The organism is Paraburkholderia sp. (genome assembly GCF_004298475.1).
Taxonomy (GTDB): domain Bacteria; phylum Pseudomonadota; class Gammaproteobacteria; order Burkholderiales; family Burkholderiaceae; genus Paraburkholderia; species Paraburkholderia denitrificans.
In genome coordinates this window covers 101,315-117,401 of the sequence record NZ_SCRP01000025.1, presented here as the reverse complement: position 1 = coordinate 117,401, position 16,087 = coordinate 101,315, and the positions used below count along the sequence as shown (strand labels likewise).

The 16,087-nt window shown below is 61.4% G+C and carries 16 protein-coding genes; 15 read left to right on the top strand and 1 reads right to left on the bottom strand.

Going from position 1 to position 16,087, the window contains the following annotated elements; genetic code table 11:
• The 10 genes from EPN59_RS13875 to EPN59_RS13830 form a co-directional block, all read left to right on the top strand.
• Nucleotides 1-190, top strand: a 190-nt coding sequence (locus tag EPN59_RS13875) for a hypothetical protein (protein WP_293037512.1), incomplete at its 5' end; no start/stop codon positions are given.
• Between the two features lie 66 nt (nucleotides 191-256).
• Nucleotides 257-856 (top strand): acetate uptake transporter, encoded by a 600-nt coding sequence (locus EPN59_RS13870; RefSeq protein WP_293037515.1) that lies wholly within the window; start codon nucleotides 257-259, stop codon nucleotides 854-856.
• Between the two features lie 332 nt (nucleotides 857-1,188).
• Complete coding sequence (locus EPN59_RS13865) at nucleotides 1,189-2,325, top strand: AAA family ATPase (protein WP_293037518.1); 1,137 nt, start codon at nucleotides 1,189-1,191, stop codon at nucleotides 2,323-2,325.
• A gap of 527 nt (nucleotides 2,326-2,852) precedes the next feature.
• The gene (locus EPN59_RS13860) at nucleotides 2,853-3,602 is read left to right on the top strand and encodes a hypothetical protein (RefSeq protein WP_293037521.1); all 750 of its coding nucleotides are present in this window, start codon (nucleotides 2,853-2,855) and stop codon (nucleotides 3,600-3,602) included.
• Nucleotides 3,599-4,531, top strand: coding sequence for a homocysteine S-methyltransferase family protein (locus EPN59_RS13855; protein ID WP_293037524.1), 933 nt, complete (start codon nucleotides 3,599-3,601; stop codon nucleotides 4,529-4,531). Before EPN59_RS13860 ends, EPN59_RS13855 begins: the two co-directional genes overlap by 4 nt.
• A 22-nt stretch (nucleotides 4,532-4,553) precedes the next feature.
• Entirely contained in the window at nucleotides 4,554-5,396 is an 843-nt protein-coding gene (locus EPN59_RS13850; RefSeq protein ID WP_293037527.1) for a methyltransferase domain-containing protein, read from the top strand.
• A 52-nt stretch (nucleotides 5,397-5,448) separates the two neighbouring features.
• Nucleotides 5,449-6,738 (top strand): adenosylhomocysteinase, encoded by a 1,290-nt coding sequence (locus EPN59_RS13845; RefSeq protein ID WP_293037530.1) that lies wholly within the window; start codon nucleotides 5,449-5,451, stop codon nucleotides 6,736-6,738.
• A complete protein-coding gene (locus tag EPN59_RS13840; protein ID WP_293037533.1) occupies nucleotides 6,738-7,859 on the top strand; it encodes an aminotransferase class I/II-fold pyridoxal phosphate-dependent enzyme in 1,122 nt (373 codons plus the stop codon). The genes EPN59_RS13845 and EPN59_RS13840 overlap by 1 nt, the downstream gene beginning before the upstream one ends.
• A 33-nt stretch (nucleotides 7,860-7,892) precedes the next feature.
• Complete coding sequence (locus EPN59_RS13835) at nucleotides 7,893-9,134, top strand: cysteine desulfurase (protein WP_293037536.1); 1,242 nt, start codon at nucleotides 7,893-7,895, stop codon at nucleotides 9,132-9,134.
• Nucleotides 9,095-10,363, top strand: a complete 1,269-nt coding sequence (locus tag EPN59_RS13830) for a multidrug effflux MFS transporter (RefSeq protein WP_293046195.1) — start codon at nucleotides 9,095-9,097, stop codon at nucleotides 10,361-10,363. Before EPN59_RS13835 ends, EPN59_RS13830 begins: the two co-directional genes overlap by 40 nt.
• An 80-nt stretch (nucleotides 10,364-10,443) precedes the next feature.
• Here the strand turns inward: EPN59_RS13830 and EPN59_RS13825 are convergent, their stop codons facing one another.
• Nucleotides 10,444-10,719, bottom strand: coding sequence for a DUF3761 domain-containing protein (locus EPN59_RS13825; protein WP_293037570.1), 276 nt, complete (start codon nucleotides 10,717-10,719; stop codon nucleotides 10,444-10,446).
• A 353-nt stretch (nucleotides 10,720-11,072) separates the two neighbouring features.
• Here EPN59_RS13825 and leuC point away from each other — a divergent pair, with 353 nt between their 5' ends.
• The 5 genes from leuC to asd all read left to right on the top strand — a co-directional run bounded on the left by leuC (nucleotide 11,073) and on the right by asd (nucleotide 16,005).
• Nucleotides 11,073-12,482, top strand: a complete 1,410-nt coding sequence (gene leuC / locus EPN59_RS13820) for a 3-isopropylmalate dehydratase large subunit (RefSeq protein ID WP_293037542.1) — start codon at nucleotides 11,073-11,075, stop codon at nucleotides 12,480-12,482.
• Nucleotides 12,483-12,486: 4 nt separating this feature from the next.
• Entirely contained in the window at nucleotides 12,487-12,627 is a 141-nt protein-coding gene (locus EPN59_RS13815; RefSeq protein ID WP_293037545.1) for a hypothetical protein, read from the top strand.
• Between the two features lie 79 nt (nucleotides 12,628-12,706).
• The gene (gene leuD, locus EPN59_RS13810) at nucleotides 12,707-13,357 is read left to right on the top strand and encodes a 3-isopropylmalate dehydratase small subunit (RefSeq protein ID WP_293037548.1); all 651 of its coding nucleotides are present in this window, start codon (nucleotides 12,707-12,709) and stop codon (nucleotides 13,355-13,357) included.
• A gap of 73 nt (nucleotides 13,358-13,430) precedes the next feature.
• On the top strand, nucleotides 13,431-14,498 hold the full coding sequence (gene leuB, locus EPN59_RS13805; protein WP_293037551.1) for a 3-isopropylmalate dehydrogenase: 1,068 nt from the start codon (nucleotides 13,431-13,433) through the stop codon (nucleotides 14,496-14,498).
• A 385-nt stretch (nucleotides 14,499-14,883) separates the two neighbouring features.
• Nucleotides 14,884-16,005, top strand: a complete 1,122-nt coding sequence (gene asd, locus EPN59_RS13800) for an aspartate-semialdehyde dehydrogenase (RefSeq protein ID WP_293037554.1) — start codon at nucleotides 14,884-14,886, stop codon at nucleotides 16,003-16,005.
• Nucleotides 16,006-16,087 lie beyond the last annotated feature (82 nt).

Genomic DNA, 16,087 nt, shown 5'->3' with positions numbered 1-16,087 from the left:
GGTGGCCAGGGAGATCGGGCCGATCGCCAAGCCGCGCGACATCCGCTTCGGTGAGAATCTGCCGAAGACGCGCTCGGGCAAGATCATGCGCCGCCTGTTGCGCTCGCTTGCAAAGGGCGAGGCGATCACGCAGGACGTTTCGACGCTTGAGAATCCGGCGATCCTCGAACAGCTCGTGCAAACCGTGTAACGGATCAGGCTGTAGCAGCAAAGCATTAATCAACGGGACAACGATCCCATTATCAAGGAGACGACAATGAGCAACGCAACCGAAGTGAAGAAGTTTCCCAATCCGGCGCCGCTAGGGCTGGCAGGTTTCGCATTGACGACCTGGCTGCTCAGCATGATCAACGCCGGATGGTTCTCCGGGGAAGCAATGGGTATGGTGCTGGCCGTCGCCCTCGCTTTCGGCGGTACCGCTCAGATGATCGCCGGTGTGATGGAGCTGCCGCGCGGCAACACGTTCGGTGCGACGGCATTCACGGCGTACGGCGCGTTCTGGTGGTCGTTCGCGCTCTTCGTTCTGTTCCTGCACGACAAGGTGCCGGCAGGCTTCGTGGCGTGGTACCTCTGCCTGTGGGGCGTGTTCACCTTCTACATGTGGCTCTCCACGTTCCGCTCGCCGCGCGTTTTGCAAGCCATCTTCTTCGTTCTCTGGATCACGTTCTTCCTGCTCGCCGCCGGCGACTGGACCGGTTCGGCTACCCTGCACGCAGCAGGCGGCTACATGGGCCTGCTGACCGCCGTTCTGGCCTTCTACCTGTCGGCTGCTGAAATGATGATCGAATGCTATGGCCGCGAAGTCCTTCCCATTGGGACGGTCAGCGCTCCGCTCGTGACGTCGGCGGCACGCTAATACAGTTTCACCAGGGTTGATCCTGGTAGCAAGGCACGATAATCCCGCATGATGTTGGCCCGCGCTTTTTCGAAAGCGCGGGCCTTTTTTATTGGTGGCCGAACGCGTTGTTGGTTGTCCGATGAATTTGTCTCGCTGCCGTTGAACACCTTGCCTCATTCGCCGAAGCGGCGATTCGATATCAGGATGTCGTTAACCTGTTGGTGTTCGCGCACCCTGAACTGCAGGGGCGACGCTACCCGCTATCATGGATAGCCATATCGATCGGGACTGAGATGCTAACCACGCTTGCCATTAGTAACTACCGCTCAGTGCGAGATCTCGTGATGCCCATGACGAGGCTTAATTTGATTACGGGCGCCAATGGGAGCGGTAAGTCAAACCTCTACCGGGCTTTAAGGTTGCTGGCGAGCACGGCGCAAGATGGAATCATCGCGCCGCTCGCTCGTGAGGGCGGTCTGAATTCACTGATGTGGGCGGGCACGGAGGATCGCTCGGGACGCGTGCGCCGTGGCGAAATTCCGGCCCAGGGACGGGCCATAGGCACGCCAGCGCCGCGACTCAAGCTGGGATTCGGCAGCGACGAGTTTGGCTACGCCGTGAGCATGGGAATCGTCACGCCGCAAGGCAATGAAACCCAGCGTAAAGGGTCTTCATTCGCACTTGACCCGGAATTCAAGCACGAGTCCATCTGGGCGGGGCCATTCCTGCGACCGGCAAGTTTGTTGGTCGAGCGTGTCGGCAGCGTGGTTCGCCGCCGGATCGATCGCGAATGGGACGTGCTCACGCAGCACTTGCCGCTCTACGAAAGTCTTTTCTCTCAAGTCGGCCGCGACGCTTTCAGCCCGGAGGTCTTTGCCGTCCGCGAAACGATGCGGAGCTGGCGGTTTTACGACCATTTTCGTGTCGATGCCGATTCGCCCGCCCGGCATCCGCAAATCGGCACGCGAACATTGGTGCTACATCACGATGGACGCGATCTTGCGGCGGCATGGCAAACGATTCGCGAGATTGGAGACTGGCGATCGCTCGACGAGGCGGTCGCCGATGCGTTTCCTGGTGCACGAGTCGAGATCGATGCTCAACCTGGCGGTCTGTTCGCGCTGCATTTCTATCAGGACGGCTTGTTGCGGCCGCTCACTGCGGCGGAGTTGTCCGATGGGACGTTGCGATATCTGTTGCTCTGTGCGGCGCTTTTCACGCCGCGTCCGCCCGAACTGATGATTCTCAACGAACCGGAATCAAGTCTTCACCTTGACCTGATGCCTGCGCTTGGCCGTCTCATTCGGCAGGCGTCGCAGCGATCGCAAATTTGGGTCGTCTCACATTCCACGCGTTTGGCCGCCGCGCTGGAGGAGGATGCCGAGTGCAACAGCGTGGTGCTCGACAAAGTCGCCTCGGTGACGACGATCATGGGGCAGCAATTGCTCGATAAACCGGCCTGGCATTGGGCCGATAAGCATAAGTAGTGCGAGCAACGCGATGAGATAGCTGCTGAAGTTGAACGACTGGTGCTTGCCCACCCCGCCCTCATTCATGTTGCTGTCACGTTAGGTCGGCATTATTCCTTTCAATTGTGAAAGAAACGACGCTGGTGAGTATCGGTGGCATGAATCAATTGTGTCCCACCTTATAGCGGCAAATCCGGTGTGGCGACGGTAAAGCTGCCAGATCTGGTAAATAGGAAATTTAGTAGTCTTTAAAGGTATTGCCGATATCGATAAAGGACGGCTTGAAGCGATTAACGACGGGGTTATCGAGGCTGCAACGTTAAAAGATTTCCTTGCCGTTGATTCCGCGGTATTGAGCGCGAAACTTTGCCAGCGATCGAAGAGGGTACGCACGAGTCCGCACAACTCTCGCACGAATCGGCCAGCGCCTGCCAAGCGACGTGCCAGGCAGCGCCATGTAAGCAAAGGCAGCAGCAGCCCCCGACCCGACATTGACTAGCGATCAGACATCTGCCTCCGTTCAATTGGCTGACAGGACTGAATTCATGACTTTACTGGCGGAATGCTACATCAAGGAAAAATTCCCTTTCAGGGAGTCAAAGCCATTGGGCTTGCGCATGCAGGAGCATTTCTTCTCACGCGTGGCGATCACCTATGACATGACGCCGCACGCACCAGATGATCCGAAAGTTCGCGATGCATACGAAGCGCTCAAGGAAGAGATTCTGATGCAATTCGAGTTCATGTCCAGGCACGGCATCAAGATCCGCCCGTTTCTCGGTCAAGGTCAGCCCTATGCAAATTCAGGCGACATGATCGCCCGGGTGGCGTCGACCAGCACGCTATACGTCTATCTGACCTCTTGTGGATACGGAAGCGACGTCGCTGCACCGACCGACCATCCGATGCTGGAACGCAGCGACATCGTGATTGATGGCTACCGGTTTGCGTATAACGACCTGTTTCGAGCGGTACATGACTACTACTGCCACTACTTGCCACGTCAGGACTTCTCGCTGCATGGTGAATGCATGGCGGCCCTGCATCACCTCCAGTTGTTGTCATCCACGGCAGGTCACGCCGTCTTTACCGAAACGGTCGGCCAGATATGCTGGTTCTACCGCGGTGCCCATCTTCTCGACCGAACGCTGCACTTGCCAACACGTGTCGACAGCGACTACAGGCCACCGTGCTCGCGGCGCTATCCTCCGCAAAAGGCGATGCTGCTACCAGCCTGCCTGATCGAACGCTTTCGTGAAAGCGTCGTAGAACCATGGGCGGGTCAACCGACATGAGCGATCAAACGCTCATGTCACTTCGCTTGAGGCTTGCCTCGAAAATGCCCGTGCTGCTCGACGGTGCCACCGCCACCGAACTGCAGCGCCGCGGCTTCAAGTTGCGGCCGCCCTTGTGGTCTGCCGAGATGTTGCTGACGCCCGAGGGCCGCGCGGCGCTACTGGAAATTCACGGCGAGTACGTCGAGGCAGGCGCCGACATCATCACTGCCAATACGTTCCGGACCACTCGGAAGGCAGTCGCAGAAAGCGACCGGCATATTACGACCGCGGAACTCACCGCCATTGCCATCGGCCTTGCCCGGCAAGCGGTCGACCAGGCTGATGGCGATCGTCAGGTTCTGATCGCTGGATCGCTCGCTCCCGTCGCCGACGCCTACCGCCCTGAAGACACGCCGTCAATCAGCATCCTGCGCAAAGAACACCGTGACTCGATCGCCGGTCTGCTGGACGCCGGTGCCGATCTCATCCTGGCGGAAACAATCAACACGTGGCGAGAGGCTCAGGTAATCGGAGCGATATGCCGCGAGATGCAGGCTCCCTTCATCGTCAGCTTTGTGTGCGATCCATATGGTCTGTTGCTCGGCGGTGAGAACTACTCGCCGCTGCAGGACTTCGTCGCCGAATTTGCTCCGCTCGCGATCAGCGTTAATTGCAGCAATCTTGCGGCGACACACCTGGCACTGACCCACCTGGCGTCGGTCGGCCATCTTGCTCTCGGCGCCTATCCGAATGTCGAAGATCGCGCCGAAGAGTCCGTCGGCATCCAGGGTGGTTACTTGCGTCCCAACGTTTCTACACGACAGTTCGTCGAATTCATCAGCGAGAGCGCGTCACGCTATGGACTGAGCCTCGTCGGCGGTTGCTGCGGCACATCGCCCCGGTATATCGCGGCGCTGCGAAAGCTCGTTGACACCGGCGCAATTTGAGTGCCACCTATAAGGAATGCATATGAAGACGACATCCGCGAGCCAGGAGCAGCGGGAAATATGGAATACGCTCGCTCAAGCATGGGAGCATTGGGGCGACGCATTCGAACGCGGCGCAAGCCATGTCAGCCGTACGCTGATTGACAGCGCGGCCCTCGAAGTTGGTGATCGCGTTCTCGACGTGGCGACGGGCCTCGGTGAGCCGGCCTTGAGCATCGCGGCACAGGTGGGGTCCACCGGCCATGTGACAGGTATCGACGTCTCCGAAGAAATGATCGCGGTAGCGCGGCGGCGCCAGGGTAAGGTCGCGAACGTATCGTTCGTCGCGGCCGATGCCGAACATTTCGTGCCGGATTCGCGCTTCGAGGTCGTGACGAGCCGGTTCGGGCTGATGTTCATGCCGAATCGGCAGGCGTGCCTGCTGCGCCTTCGGGAAGCCATGACACCCGGCGGGCGACTTGTGTTTTCTACCTGGAGTACGCCGGGCCAGGTACCTGTGATCAGTCTCGCCGTCGGCTTCTTCGCACGCGAGCTGGATCTGCCGCCACCGCCGCCAGGCAAGCCCAATCCGTTCAGCATGGCCGACGAGCGGGCCGTGCTCGCCGAGCTGGACGCCGCGGGCTTCAAGCAGACTCGTTGCGAACAGGTCGTCGCACCATTCATGTTCGAGACGTTGACTGAATTCGTCGAATTCTCGCGCGACCTGATTCCACCCGGTATCGGTGCGGCCATCGCCGAACGCGCTTCGCCGGAACGGCTCGCCGCCCTATGGACGAAGTTCGCCGAAACGGCTGGCCACTTCGTGCGTGCGGACGGCACGGTATCGCTGCCCTCACATGCCCTGTGCTTCTCCGCCAGACGATAAGCGGCCAAGCCATCCCTTTCTTCATTTTCGTTGCTCTAGACAAGGAACCTGCATGCACACGCATCCGTCTCATATCGCCGACATTAACCTGGCCAATGAAGGTCGTGAACTGACCGAGTGGGCACGGCGCAACATGCCCGTTCTCGAATCGATTCGCCGCCGCTTCGAGCGCGAGCGACCGCTGGCGGGCCGCGTCATCGGCGCATGCCTGCATATCACGGCCGAGACCTCCAACCTGATTGAGACGCTGCGCGCTGGCGGCGCCAAAGTGTACCTCTGCGCATCCAATCCGATCAGCACGCAAGATCCGGTTACTGCCTATCTTTCGTCGCAGGGCGTACACGTCTACGCGATTCACGGCGAGGATCTGAAGACCTATGAAAGTCACTGCTATATGGTGCTCGACGCGCAACCGCATGTGGTAATCGATGACGGCGGCGATCTCACCAAGCTGCTGCACTCGGACTATGCGTCCGCTGCCACGAACATCGTCGGTGGACTCGAGGAAACCACTACCGGCGTGATCCGGGTGAAGAACCTGGAGCGCATGGGCGGACTCAGGTATCCAATCATTGCGATCAACGACTCCAAGACCAAGCATATGTTCGACAACCGGTACGGCACCGGTCAATCAACCGTCGACGCGATCCTGCGCGCGACCAACATGTTGCTGGCCGGCAAGAAATTCGTCGTGGCCGGGTTCGGCATGTGCGGGCGTGGCGTAGCCATGCGCGCGGCAGGGATGGGTGCCGACGTGATCGTCACCGAGATTGATCCGGTCCGTGCGCTCGAAGCGGTCATGGAGGGCTTTCGCGTCATGCCGATGGAGCAGGCTGCTCCGCTCGGCGACGTGTTCGTCACGGTGACGGGCAACAAATCGGTCATCGACGACCGTCACTTCGCCGCCATGAAGGACAACATTGTGCTCGCCAACGCCGGTCACTTCGATTGCGAGATCGACCTCGTTCGCCTGCGCGATCTGTCCTCGGGCACCCAGAAAATTCGCCGGGATATCGAGCAGTTTACGCTCGCGAGCGGACAGCGCATTTCGGTACTGGCCGAGGGGCGCCTCGTCAATCTCTGTGCGGCCGAGGGACACCCGGCGGAAGTGATGGACATGTCGTTCGCAAACCAGGCGCTAGGCTGCGAATATCTCGTCAAGCATCCGGACCTGCCGATCAGCGTGCTGGACATGCCACCGGAAATCGACACAATGATCGCAGCGATGAAGCTCGCTTCGCGCAACATCGAGATCGATGTGCTCACGCCGGAGCAGCAAAGCTATCTCGACGCGTGGGAAGAAGGCACGAAGAAGAGCCTCGAAGTCGAGAGCGTCGCCTGATGCAATTCGATACGATCGCGGTACATGTCGGCCAGAGGCCGGATCCGGTCACGGGGGCGGTCGTCCCGCCCCTTCATCTGGCTTCGACGTTCGCGCAGGAAAATCAGGCGCCGCTGCGCTATTTCTACGGTCGAGGTGAGAATCCGACGCGTGAAGCGCTTGAACACTGCCTGGCGGCACTGGAAGGCGGCGCACACGCACTCGCCTTTGCCTCTGGGCAGGCGGCAGGCGCTGCGGCGCTGAGCCTGCTGCGTCCGGGCGACACTTTCCTGTGCTCGGACGATGTCTATGGAGGGACGCTTGATCTGTTCCAGATGCTCGATGCGACCAGCGGCCTGCGGCACCGCAAGGTCGACATGAGCGACCTGGATGCGGTGGATGCTGCCCTCGCCGGCGGGATCCGCTTGGTGTGGATCGAGACGCCCACCAACCCGACGCTAAAACTGGCTGATCTGCAGGCGATCGGCGCGATCGCAAAACGACGCGAGGCACTGGTGCTGGTGGACAACACGTTCGCCAGTCCGTATCTGCAGCGCCCGCTTGATTTTGGCGCTGATTTCGTTCTCTACAGCACGACCAAATACCTTGCCGGTCACGGCGATGTCATCGGCGGCGCGCTGATTTCGCGCGACGAGTCATTTCATCGCGTTCTTGCCCGGCATCGCACAGTAACGGGGGCGGTGCCCGGTCCGCTCGACTGCTATCTGGTCCACCGGGGCGTCAAGACACTGGGCCTGCGCGTCGAGCGCCAGGTCGCCAACGCGCGGGCGCTGGTCGAATTGCTTCAGCGCTCACCGAAGATATCGCGTGTCATCTATCCCGGCCTCGAGTCGCATCCGCAACACGCGTTGTGCAAGCGGCAGATGACCGGTCCCGGCGCGATCATCTCGTTCGAGTATCTCGGCGACATCACCGAGCTGATGCATGGCCTGAGGTATTTCCATTGCGCGGTGAGCCTCGGCGCCGTGTTCTCGCTGATCGAATGTCCTGCGCTCATGACACACCGCGTCGTGCCGGACGAGCTCAAGCACAGCCTCGGCATTACCCCGAACCTGATTCGCCTGTCGGTCGGTATCGAGGATATCGCTGATCTGTCCGCCGATCTGACTCGCTATCTGTAACCCCACCTTCATCTTTTCCAGCAAAGGCTCATCGTGTCCATCAACCAGGCCAAAAAAGACTTCCCCATCTTCACGCGTGAAGAAAGCCTGATCTATCTCGACAACGCGGCAACGACACAAAAACCTGCCGCTGTCATCGATGCCATGACGCATTACTACAGTCATATCAATGCGAATGTCGGGCGCAGCGTCCACAAGCTCAGCACCCGATCACACGAAGCCTACGAGGCCAGTCGCCAGACCCTTTCGCAGTTCATCAATGCCGCGTCGGCCAGCAGCATCATTTTTACCAAGGGTACAACCGAGGCGATTAACTTCGTCGCGCAGAATTTCGCCAAGCGACGCTTGCAACAGGGCGACGAGGTCGTGGTGACTGGTATGGAACACCACTCCAATCTACTGCCTTGGCAGACGGCCTGCCAGGAAGCCGGTGCCACCCTGCATGTGGTGCCGATCGACGCGACGGGACGGATCCGGCTGGAGGACTTTCAGACGCTGCTGTCGCCCAAAACCCGACTGGTTGCGATCGCCCATGTGTCCAATGTGTTGGGCGTCACCAATCCGGTGAGAGACATGGCCCGTCTGGCGCGCGAACGCGATATTCCCGTCCTGGTAGACGGCGCGCAGGCCATCGCGCATGTGAAAGTGGATGTGCAGGATCTCGACGTCGACTTCTACTGCTTCTCGGGTCACAAGATGTATGGGCCGCAAGGCATCGGCGTCCTGTATGTCAACCCGCGCCAGACGGAATGGCTCGCACCGTTCCAGACAGGCGGCGGCGTCGCGTATGGCGTCAATTACGAGCGTGTGACGCATTTCCTGCCAGCACCGCATCGCTTCGAAGCCGGCACGCCTAACGTGGCGGGCGCCGTCGGACTTGCTCGCGCGGCCGACTACCTCGCCGCTCTGGACCTCGATGAGGTTCATCGGCACGACCAGGCACTGTTCTCCCACGCGGCGAAGCAGCTCGGCGCGCTGCCCCACGTACAGCTGTTCGGTGCGCCCGGCGAACAGGGCAGCATCCTTTCGTTTGGCATTCGGGATCTGCATCCCTACGACGTGGGAAATCATTTAAACAGCTTCGATATTGCCGTGCGCACTGGCGTGCATTGTGCAATACCGCTTGTCGACAGCCTGGGTGTGCTGGGTACCGTGCGCATATCGTTCAGCGTCTACAACACACTGGCCGATATTGACACGGTGGCGGAGGCACTGGTCAGCGTCAAACCGGGACCATGGACGAAGGAACGCCCAACGTCCCGCTTCATGCATTGACCGGACCGGCCACCATGACAACCTCCTCGCGCTCCGCCCGGACCTGGACGCCCGTCCTGCTGGCCCTGTTCGAACTCGTCGTCTATCTGTCCAACGACATGTTCCTGCCCGCGCTGCCGGTCATGCGCAGCGATCTATCCGCAGATACGCGTCTGGGTCAGCAGACACTGACGCTGTGGTTTCTCGGTGGCGCTGTGTTCAATCTGCTGCTGGGTCCGATCTCCGATCGTTTTGGACGCAAGCCGGTGCTGCTGCTTTGGGGCGCGCTGTTCTGCGCAAGTTCGCTGGTCTGCGCCACAACCAGCGACATCGCGGTTTTCCTGACCGCACGTTTCTTTCAGGGGACAACCGTAGCCGCCGTCGCTGTGTGCGGCTACGCGATGATCCACGAAACGATGGACGAGGCAGAGGCTGTCAGAGCGCTCGGCTTGATGAGCCTCCTCACCGTGCTGGCGCCGGCCTTCGGCCCCACGCTCGGCGGCATTGTCGTCGAGTGGTGGGCATGGCGGCCCATTTTCGGGCTGATCGGTGTGGCGGCCATGATCGCCGTACTGCTGATAGCCTGGCTCGTGCCGGAAAGTCAGAAGGCACACAGCCGTACCGCGCTGCGAACGGGCGAGATCATGGCGCGCTACGGCCGCCTACTTCGCAATCCTGCCTTTACGGTCAATACCGTGTCCGCCGCGATCCTGTTCGGCGGCACGATGGCATGGATCGTATCCAGTCCGCATCTGCTGCTCGACTTGCGGGGCTACAGTCCCATTCAGTACGGGTTGACCCAACTGCTGGTGTTCGCAGGCTTCATGATCGGCGCGGTCGTGATAAGCGGGCAGACATCGGCGCTGCGAAAGGGCGGCTTCACGCGCGCCGGCATCACGCTCGCGCTCGCCGGTGGCCTGCTTGTCATGCTGCCCGGTTGGGTTTCCGAATCGGTGTGGCCATTGTTGGCCGGGGTATTCGTCTACAACGTGGGGAATGGCCTGACGTTCGCGACGTTCCAGCGCATGGCAATCGACGGAAGCGTCGAGCCGGCCGGTGCCAAGATGGCGATGTTCGCCACCGCCATGGTGTCGTGCGCCACGCTGAGCAGCCTGCTGGCCAGCTTCGTTGAGCAGAACATGTGGCACTTCGTGGCAATCATGTTCGTCGGCTCGGCGATCGTTGTTAGCGCGATCCGCCTGCGCTGGCGTTACTGGCGGGTCCTGGAATCGTCCGGCGAACAGACCTGACACGGTCAAACGATCGGGCCTGCGCGAGAAGGCTGCGACCGCGTTTTTACCGTGTAGAAATCGCGGCTCCCGACACAACGCTATTTCCACTCGGCGACACCGTGATGACGCGAGCAGGTGCCCGAGCGATGCTGGCTGAAGCTATACGTTCCGTCGCGACACTTCGCGGTGGCGCCGGCCGGCATGCCGCCATTTCGGGAGTGAGCAGGCGAGTGCACGACATTTCCGTCGCGGTTGACGTAGTGGCCGTGCTCCTGCAGTTGAGACTCGTCGGGAGAGGGCGGCTGGTAGGCGTGGGCGGCGCTCGCGAGCGCCAGCAATGCCACGAGACTGGAGCAACGGACTGCGGCAAGCATCTGTGCGGCATGACTGCCGCCACTCAGGCTGATCCCCATTATTCAATTCCCCGTTCTGGTTTTATTTCACTCGCACGTCTGGCTCACCTGTGGGCCGACGCAACGAGCGTCATGCTACGCGGACGGCACGACTGAAAAATGAAAGCGCCCGACGTTTCTCTTCCAGCCTCGCCGCCCCAAAAGCTGATTCTCTAATATTCTCTACCGGGTAATACCGATACAGGTATTGCCACTACCACCCAACTCACTGTTTTTTATCGACTTTTTAAATCGTGCGCCCACAGCGCGCAGGTTTCGCGTGGCATAATCGTTCGACACCGTATTGCCCCGCAGTCATTTATTCCCCGCATATCATGGCAAAGACGCTCTACGACAAGTTGTGGGACTCCCATGTGGTCCACACCGAAGACGACGGCACGACGCTCCTCTATATCGACCGTCATCTGCTGCACGAAGTCACCAGTCCGCAGGCCTTCGAGGGCCTGAAGATACACGAGCGCCCGGTCTGGCGCATCAGCGCGAATCTGGCCGTTTCCGACCATAACGTGCCCACCACCGACCGCAGCCACGGCATCGCCGATCCCGTCTCGAAGCTCCAGGTCGACACGCTCGACACGAACTGCGACGCCTACGGCATCACGCAGTTCAAGATGACCGACCGGCGCCAGGGCATCGTCCATATCGTCGGCCCGGAACAGGGTGCGACGCTGCCGGGCATGACGATCGTCTGCGGCGACTCGCACACATCCACCCACGGCGCGTTCGGCGCGCTCGCGCACGGCATCGGCACGTCGGAAGTCGAGCACGTGCTCGCCACGCAAACGCTGCTGCAGAAAAAGAGCAAGAACATGCTCGTGAAAGTGGAGGGCACATTGCCGCGCGGTTGCACCGCGAAGGACATCGTGCTCGCCATCATCGGCAAGATCGGCACTGCGGGCGGCACGGGCTACGCCATGGAATTCGGCGGCTCGACGATCCGCGCGCTCACCATGGAAGGCCGCATGACCGTCTGCAACATGGCGATCGAAGCGGGCGCGCGCGCCGGCATGGTCGCCGTGGATGACACCACGGTCGATTACCTGAAAAACCGTCCGTTCTCGCCGCAGGGCGCGGAGTGGAATCAGGCCGTCGAATACTGGAAGACGTTCCGCTCCGACGAAGGCGCGCAGTTCGACCGCGTGGTCGAGCTGAATGCCGCCGAAATCGTGCCGCAGGTCACGTGGGGCACGTCGCCGGAGATGGTCACGTCGGTGGACGGCCGCGTGCCCGATCCCGAGCGCGAGAAGGATCCGGTCAAGCGCGACGCGATGGAGCGCGCGCTGCACTACATGGCGCTCGAACCGAACACGCCGATCGAGTCGATCAAGCCGGACAAGATTTTCATCGGTTCGTGCACGAACGCGCGCATCGAAGACCTGCGCGCCGCCGCCTACGTCGTCAAGAAGCTCGGCCGCCGCGTGGCGCCGAACATCCGTCTCGCGCTGGTGGTGCCGGGCTCGGGTCTCGTGAAGGCGCAGGCCGAGCGCGAAGGGCTCGACAAGGTGTTCGTCGATGCCGGTTTCGAGTGGCGCGAGCCGGGCTGCTCGATGTGCCTCGCCATGAACGCCGACCGGCTGGAGCCGGGCGAGCGCTGTGCGTCGACGTCGAATCGCAATTTCGAAGGCCGTCAAGGCGCGGGCGGACGCACGCACCTCGTGAGCCCGGCCATGGCTGCGGCCGCGGCGATCGAAGGCCATTTCGTTGATATTCGCAAGCTGGGATAAAGCCATGACGGCAGGCATTTTCTGGCGTCGAGCCGCGCTCATTTCGCTGGCGGGTGCGCTTTTTGCCCTGACGGGCTGCAACACGGTGGCCGGCTTCGGCGAGGACATCACCAATTCGGCGCGCACGGTGCAGCACGCGCTCTAATTTCCGCGTGAGCGACGGCCTGGCAGCGCGGACCGCGTCCGCGCCCTGGCTCGCCCAGCATCCTTCTGGATCACGGATCATGGATAAATTCATCGTACACACCGGCGTCGTGGCGCCGCTCGATCGCGAGAACGTGGACACGGACGCGATCATTCCGAAGCAGTTCCTCAAGTCGATCCAGCGCACCGGCTTCGGCCCGAACGCCTTCGACGAATGGCGTTACCTCGACCACGGCGAGCCGGGTCAGGACAACTCGAAGCGTCCGCTCAATCCCGACTTCGTGCTGAACCAGCCGCGCTACCACGGCGCATCGGTGCTGCTCGCGCGCAAGAACTTCGGCTGCGGCAGCTCGCGCGAACACGCGCCGTGGGCGCTCCAGCAGTACGGTTTTCGCGCGATCATCGCGCCGAGCTTCGCGGACATCTTCTACAACAACTGCTTCAAGAACGGCCTGCTGCCGATCGTGCTGACCGAGCAGCAAGTGGACACGCTGTTCAACGAAACCACCGCATTCACGGGCTTCCAGCTGACGATCGACCTCGACAAGCAGGTCGTGCGCACGGTGGACGGCGCGAAGGAGTACCCGTTCGAAGTGTCCGCGTTCCGCCGCTACTGCCTCCTGAACGGCTTCGATGACATCGGCCTCACGCTGCGTCACGCCGACAAGATCCGCGAGTTCGAAGCCGAGCGCCTCGTGCGCCAGCCGTGGTTGAACAACCGCGTGCTTTGAGCGCGCATTCGAGCTATCGAGCAGGCGCTCGCGCAAGACAGACGCATAACGCAATACAACGAGGAATCGCAGAATGAAGATTGCAGTGCTGCCGGGCGACGGCATCGGTCCCGAGATCGTCAAGGAAGCCGTCAAGGTGCTGAACGCGCTCGGCGAAAAGTTCGAGATGGAGACGGCGCCGGTCGGCGGCGCGGGCTACGAGGCGAGCGGCCATCCGCTGCCGGAAGCGACGCTCGCGCTCGCGAAGGCCGCCGATGCGATCCTGTTCGGCGCCGTGGGCGACTGGAAGTACGACTCGCTCGAACGCGCGCTGCGCCCGGAGCAGGCCATTCTGGGCCTGCGCAAGCATCTGGAACTGTTCGCCAACTTCCGTCCCGCCATCTGCTATCCGCAATTGACGGGTGCGTCGTCGCTGAAGCCCGAAATCGTGTCGGGCCTCGACATCCTGATCGTGCGCGAGCTGAACGGCGACATCTACTTCGGCCAGCCGCGCGGCACGCGCGAAGCGCCGGATGGTCTCTTCAAGGGCGCGCGCGAAGGCTTCGACACGATGCGCTACGCGGAACCCGAAGTGCGCCGCATCGCGCACGTTGCGTTTCAGGCTGCGCAGAAGCGTCAGAAAAAGCTCACGTCGGTCGACAAGGCCAACGTGCTGGAAACGTCGCAGTTCTGGAAGGACGTCATGATCGATGTCGCGAAGGAATATCCGGACGTCGAACTGTCGCACATGTACGTCGATAACGCGGCGATGCAGCTCGTGAAGGCGCCGAAGGCCTTCGACGTGGTCGTGACGGGCAACATGTTCGGCGACATCCTCTCGGACGAAGCCGCGATGCTCACGGGCTCGATCGGCATGCTGCCGTCCGCCTCGCTCGACAAGAACAACAAGGGTCTTTACGAGCCGTCGCACGGTTCCGCGCCGGACATCGCGGGCAAGGGCATTGCGAATCCGCTCGCAACAATTCTTTCGGCCGCCATGATGCTGCGCTACTCGCTGGCGCGCGCCGAACAGGCCGATCGCATCGAAAACGCCGTCAAGAAAGTGCTCGAACAAGGCTACCGCACGGGCGACATCCTCACGCCGGGCTGCCAGCAGGTCGGCACCGCGGCGATGGGCGACGCCGTGGTCGCGGCGCTGTAACGGCACCGCTATAACGGCACCGCTTTAACAACGCAGATTACGGGCATGTCCGTGGACATGCCCGTAACGCTTGAGCGGCCAGATGCGGCGTCTTATAACCAGAATCTTGATGCGACGCCTTGCCGCAAATGCTCGAACAGGCGGCTTTTACCGCGCGAATATGCGGTTTTCGTGTAGACTCTCCCGATGGCGACGATCCCCCAGATCACGATTGTTTCGAAAATCCGCGGCACGCAGGCAGCCCGTGCGATTTCCCTCGCCATTACCACGAAAACGATTATCAAAACGATCATCACTCGTTGATCGCTCGTCGTGCCCGCTCATCTTCCCCGCGCGGCCACGCCGGGCGAGCGAAGCGGGGAAGTGTCCATATCAAGGGTAAGTCATGAATGTAGGTCTCGTAGGTTGGCGCGGCATGGTCGGCAGCGTGCTGATGCAGCGCATGCAGGAAGAACGTGATTTCGACCTGATCGAACCGGTGTTTTTCAGCACCAGCAACGCAGGCGGCGCGGCTCCGTCGTTCGCCAGGAACGAGACGAAGCTCAAGGACGCGAACAGCGTCGAAGAGCTGAAGAAGTGCGACATCATCATCACCTGCCAGGGCGGCGACTACACGAACGACGTGTATCCGAAGCTGCGCGCCGCGGGCTGGAAGGGCTACTGGATCGACGCGGCTTCGGCGCTGCGCATGAAGGACGATGCGGTCATCATCCTCGATCCGGTCAACCTCGACGTCATCAAGGACGCCCTCGTCAAGGGTCAGAAGGATTTCATCGGCGGCAACTGCACGGTCAGCCTGATGCTGATGGCGCTCGGCGGCCTGTTCCGCGAAAACCTCGTCGACTGGATGACGGCCATGACCTACCAGGCCGCTTCAGGCGCGGGCGCGCAGAACATGCGCGAACTCCTCACGCAGATGGGCGCGCTCAACGGCGCGGTGAAGGACGATCTGGCGAACCCGTCGTCGGCGATTCTCGACATCGACCGCAAGGTGCTGGCGACCATGAACAGCGACGCCATGCCGACCGCCCACTTCGGCGTGCCGCTCGCGGGCTCGCTGATTCCGTGGATCGACAAGGATCTCGGCAACGGCATGTCGAGGGAGGAGTGGAAGGGCGGCGCCGAAACCAACAAGATTCTCGGCAAGCCCGCCATGGGCGAGCCGGGCTCGATCCCCGTGGACGGCCTGTGCGTGCGGATCGGCGCGATGCGCTGCCACTCGCAGGCGCTCACGATCAAGCTGAAGAAGGACGTGCCGCTCGACGAGATCGACGGCATCCTCGCTTCGGCCAACGACTGGGTCAAGGTCGTGCCGAATCAGCGCGAAGCGTCGATGCGCGACCTTTCGCCCGCCGTGGTGACGGGTACGCTCTCGGTGCCGGTCGGCCGCCTGCGCAAGCTGGCGATGGGCGGCGAGTACCTGTCGGCCTTCACGGTCGGCGACCAGTTGCTGTGGGGCGCTGCAGAGCCGCTGCGCCGCATGCTGCGCATTCTGCTCGAGAAGTGAATGAATTAAACTACGCGGCTAATGACGCGTAGACAGGATGGAAAAGCGCCGCGCCAGTCGCGGCGCTTTCGTTTTGAGCGCG

Excerpts from the sequence above, each read along its gene's own strand:
- leuD (WP_293037548.1), top strand. The coding sequence starts at position 12,707 with ATGGATAAATTCATCGTACACACCGGCGTCGTGGCGCCGCTCGATCGC.
- asd (WP_293037554.1), top strand. The coding sequence starts at position 14,884 with ATGAATGTAGGTCTCGTAGGTTGGCGCGGCATGGTCGGCAGCGTGCTG.
- EPN59_RS13855 (WP_293037524.1), top strand. The coding sequence starts at position 3,599 with ATGAGCGATCAAACGCTCATGTCACTTCGCTTGAGGCTTGCCTCGAAA.
- leuB (WP_293037551.1), top strand. The coding sequence starts at position 13,431 with ATGAAGATTGCAGTGCTGCCGGGCGACGGCATCGGTCCCGAGATCGTC.
- leuC (WP_293037542.1), top strand. The coding sequence starts at position 11,073 with ATGGCAAAGACGCTCTACGACAAGTTGTGGGACTCCCATGTGGTCCAC.
- EPN59_RS13850 (WP_293037527.1), top strand. The coding sequence starts at position 4,554 with ATGAAGACGACATCCGCGAGCCAGGAGCAGCGGGAAATATGGAATACG.
- EPN59_RS13860 (WP_293037521.1), top strand. The coding sequence starts at position 2,853 with ATGACTTTACTGGCGGAATGCTACATCAAGGAAAAATTCCCTTTCAGG.
- EPN59_RS13840 (WP_293037533.1), top strand. The coding sequence starts at position 6,738 with ATGCAATTCGATACGATCGCGGTACATGTCGGCCAGAGGCCGGATCCG.
- EPN59_RS13815 (WP_293037545.1), top strand. The coding sequence starts at position 12,487 with ATGACGGCAGGCATTTTCTGGCGTCGAGCCGCGCTCATTTCGCTGGCG.
- EPN59_RS13865 (WP_293037518.1), top strand. The coding sequence starts at position 1,189 with ATGACGAGGCTTAATTTGATTACGGGCGCCAATGGGAGCGGTAAGTCA.
- EPN59_RS13825 (WP_293037570.1), bottom strand. The coding sequence starts at position 10,719 with ATGCTTGCCGCAGTCCGTTGCTCCAGTCTCGTGGCATTGCTGGCGCTC.
- EPN59_RS13845 (WP_293037530.1), top strand. The coding sequence starts at position 5,449 with ATGCACACGCATCCGTCTCATATCGCCGACATTAACCTGGCCAATGAA.
- EPN59_RS13870 (WP_293037515.1), top strand. The coding sequence starts at position 257 with ATGAGCAACGCAACCGAAGTGAAGAAGTTTCCCAATCCGGCGCCGCTA.
- EPN59_RS13830 (WP_293046195.1), top strand. The coding sequence starts at position 9,095 with ATGGACGAAGGAACGCCCAACGTCCCGCTTCATGCATTGACCGGACCG.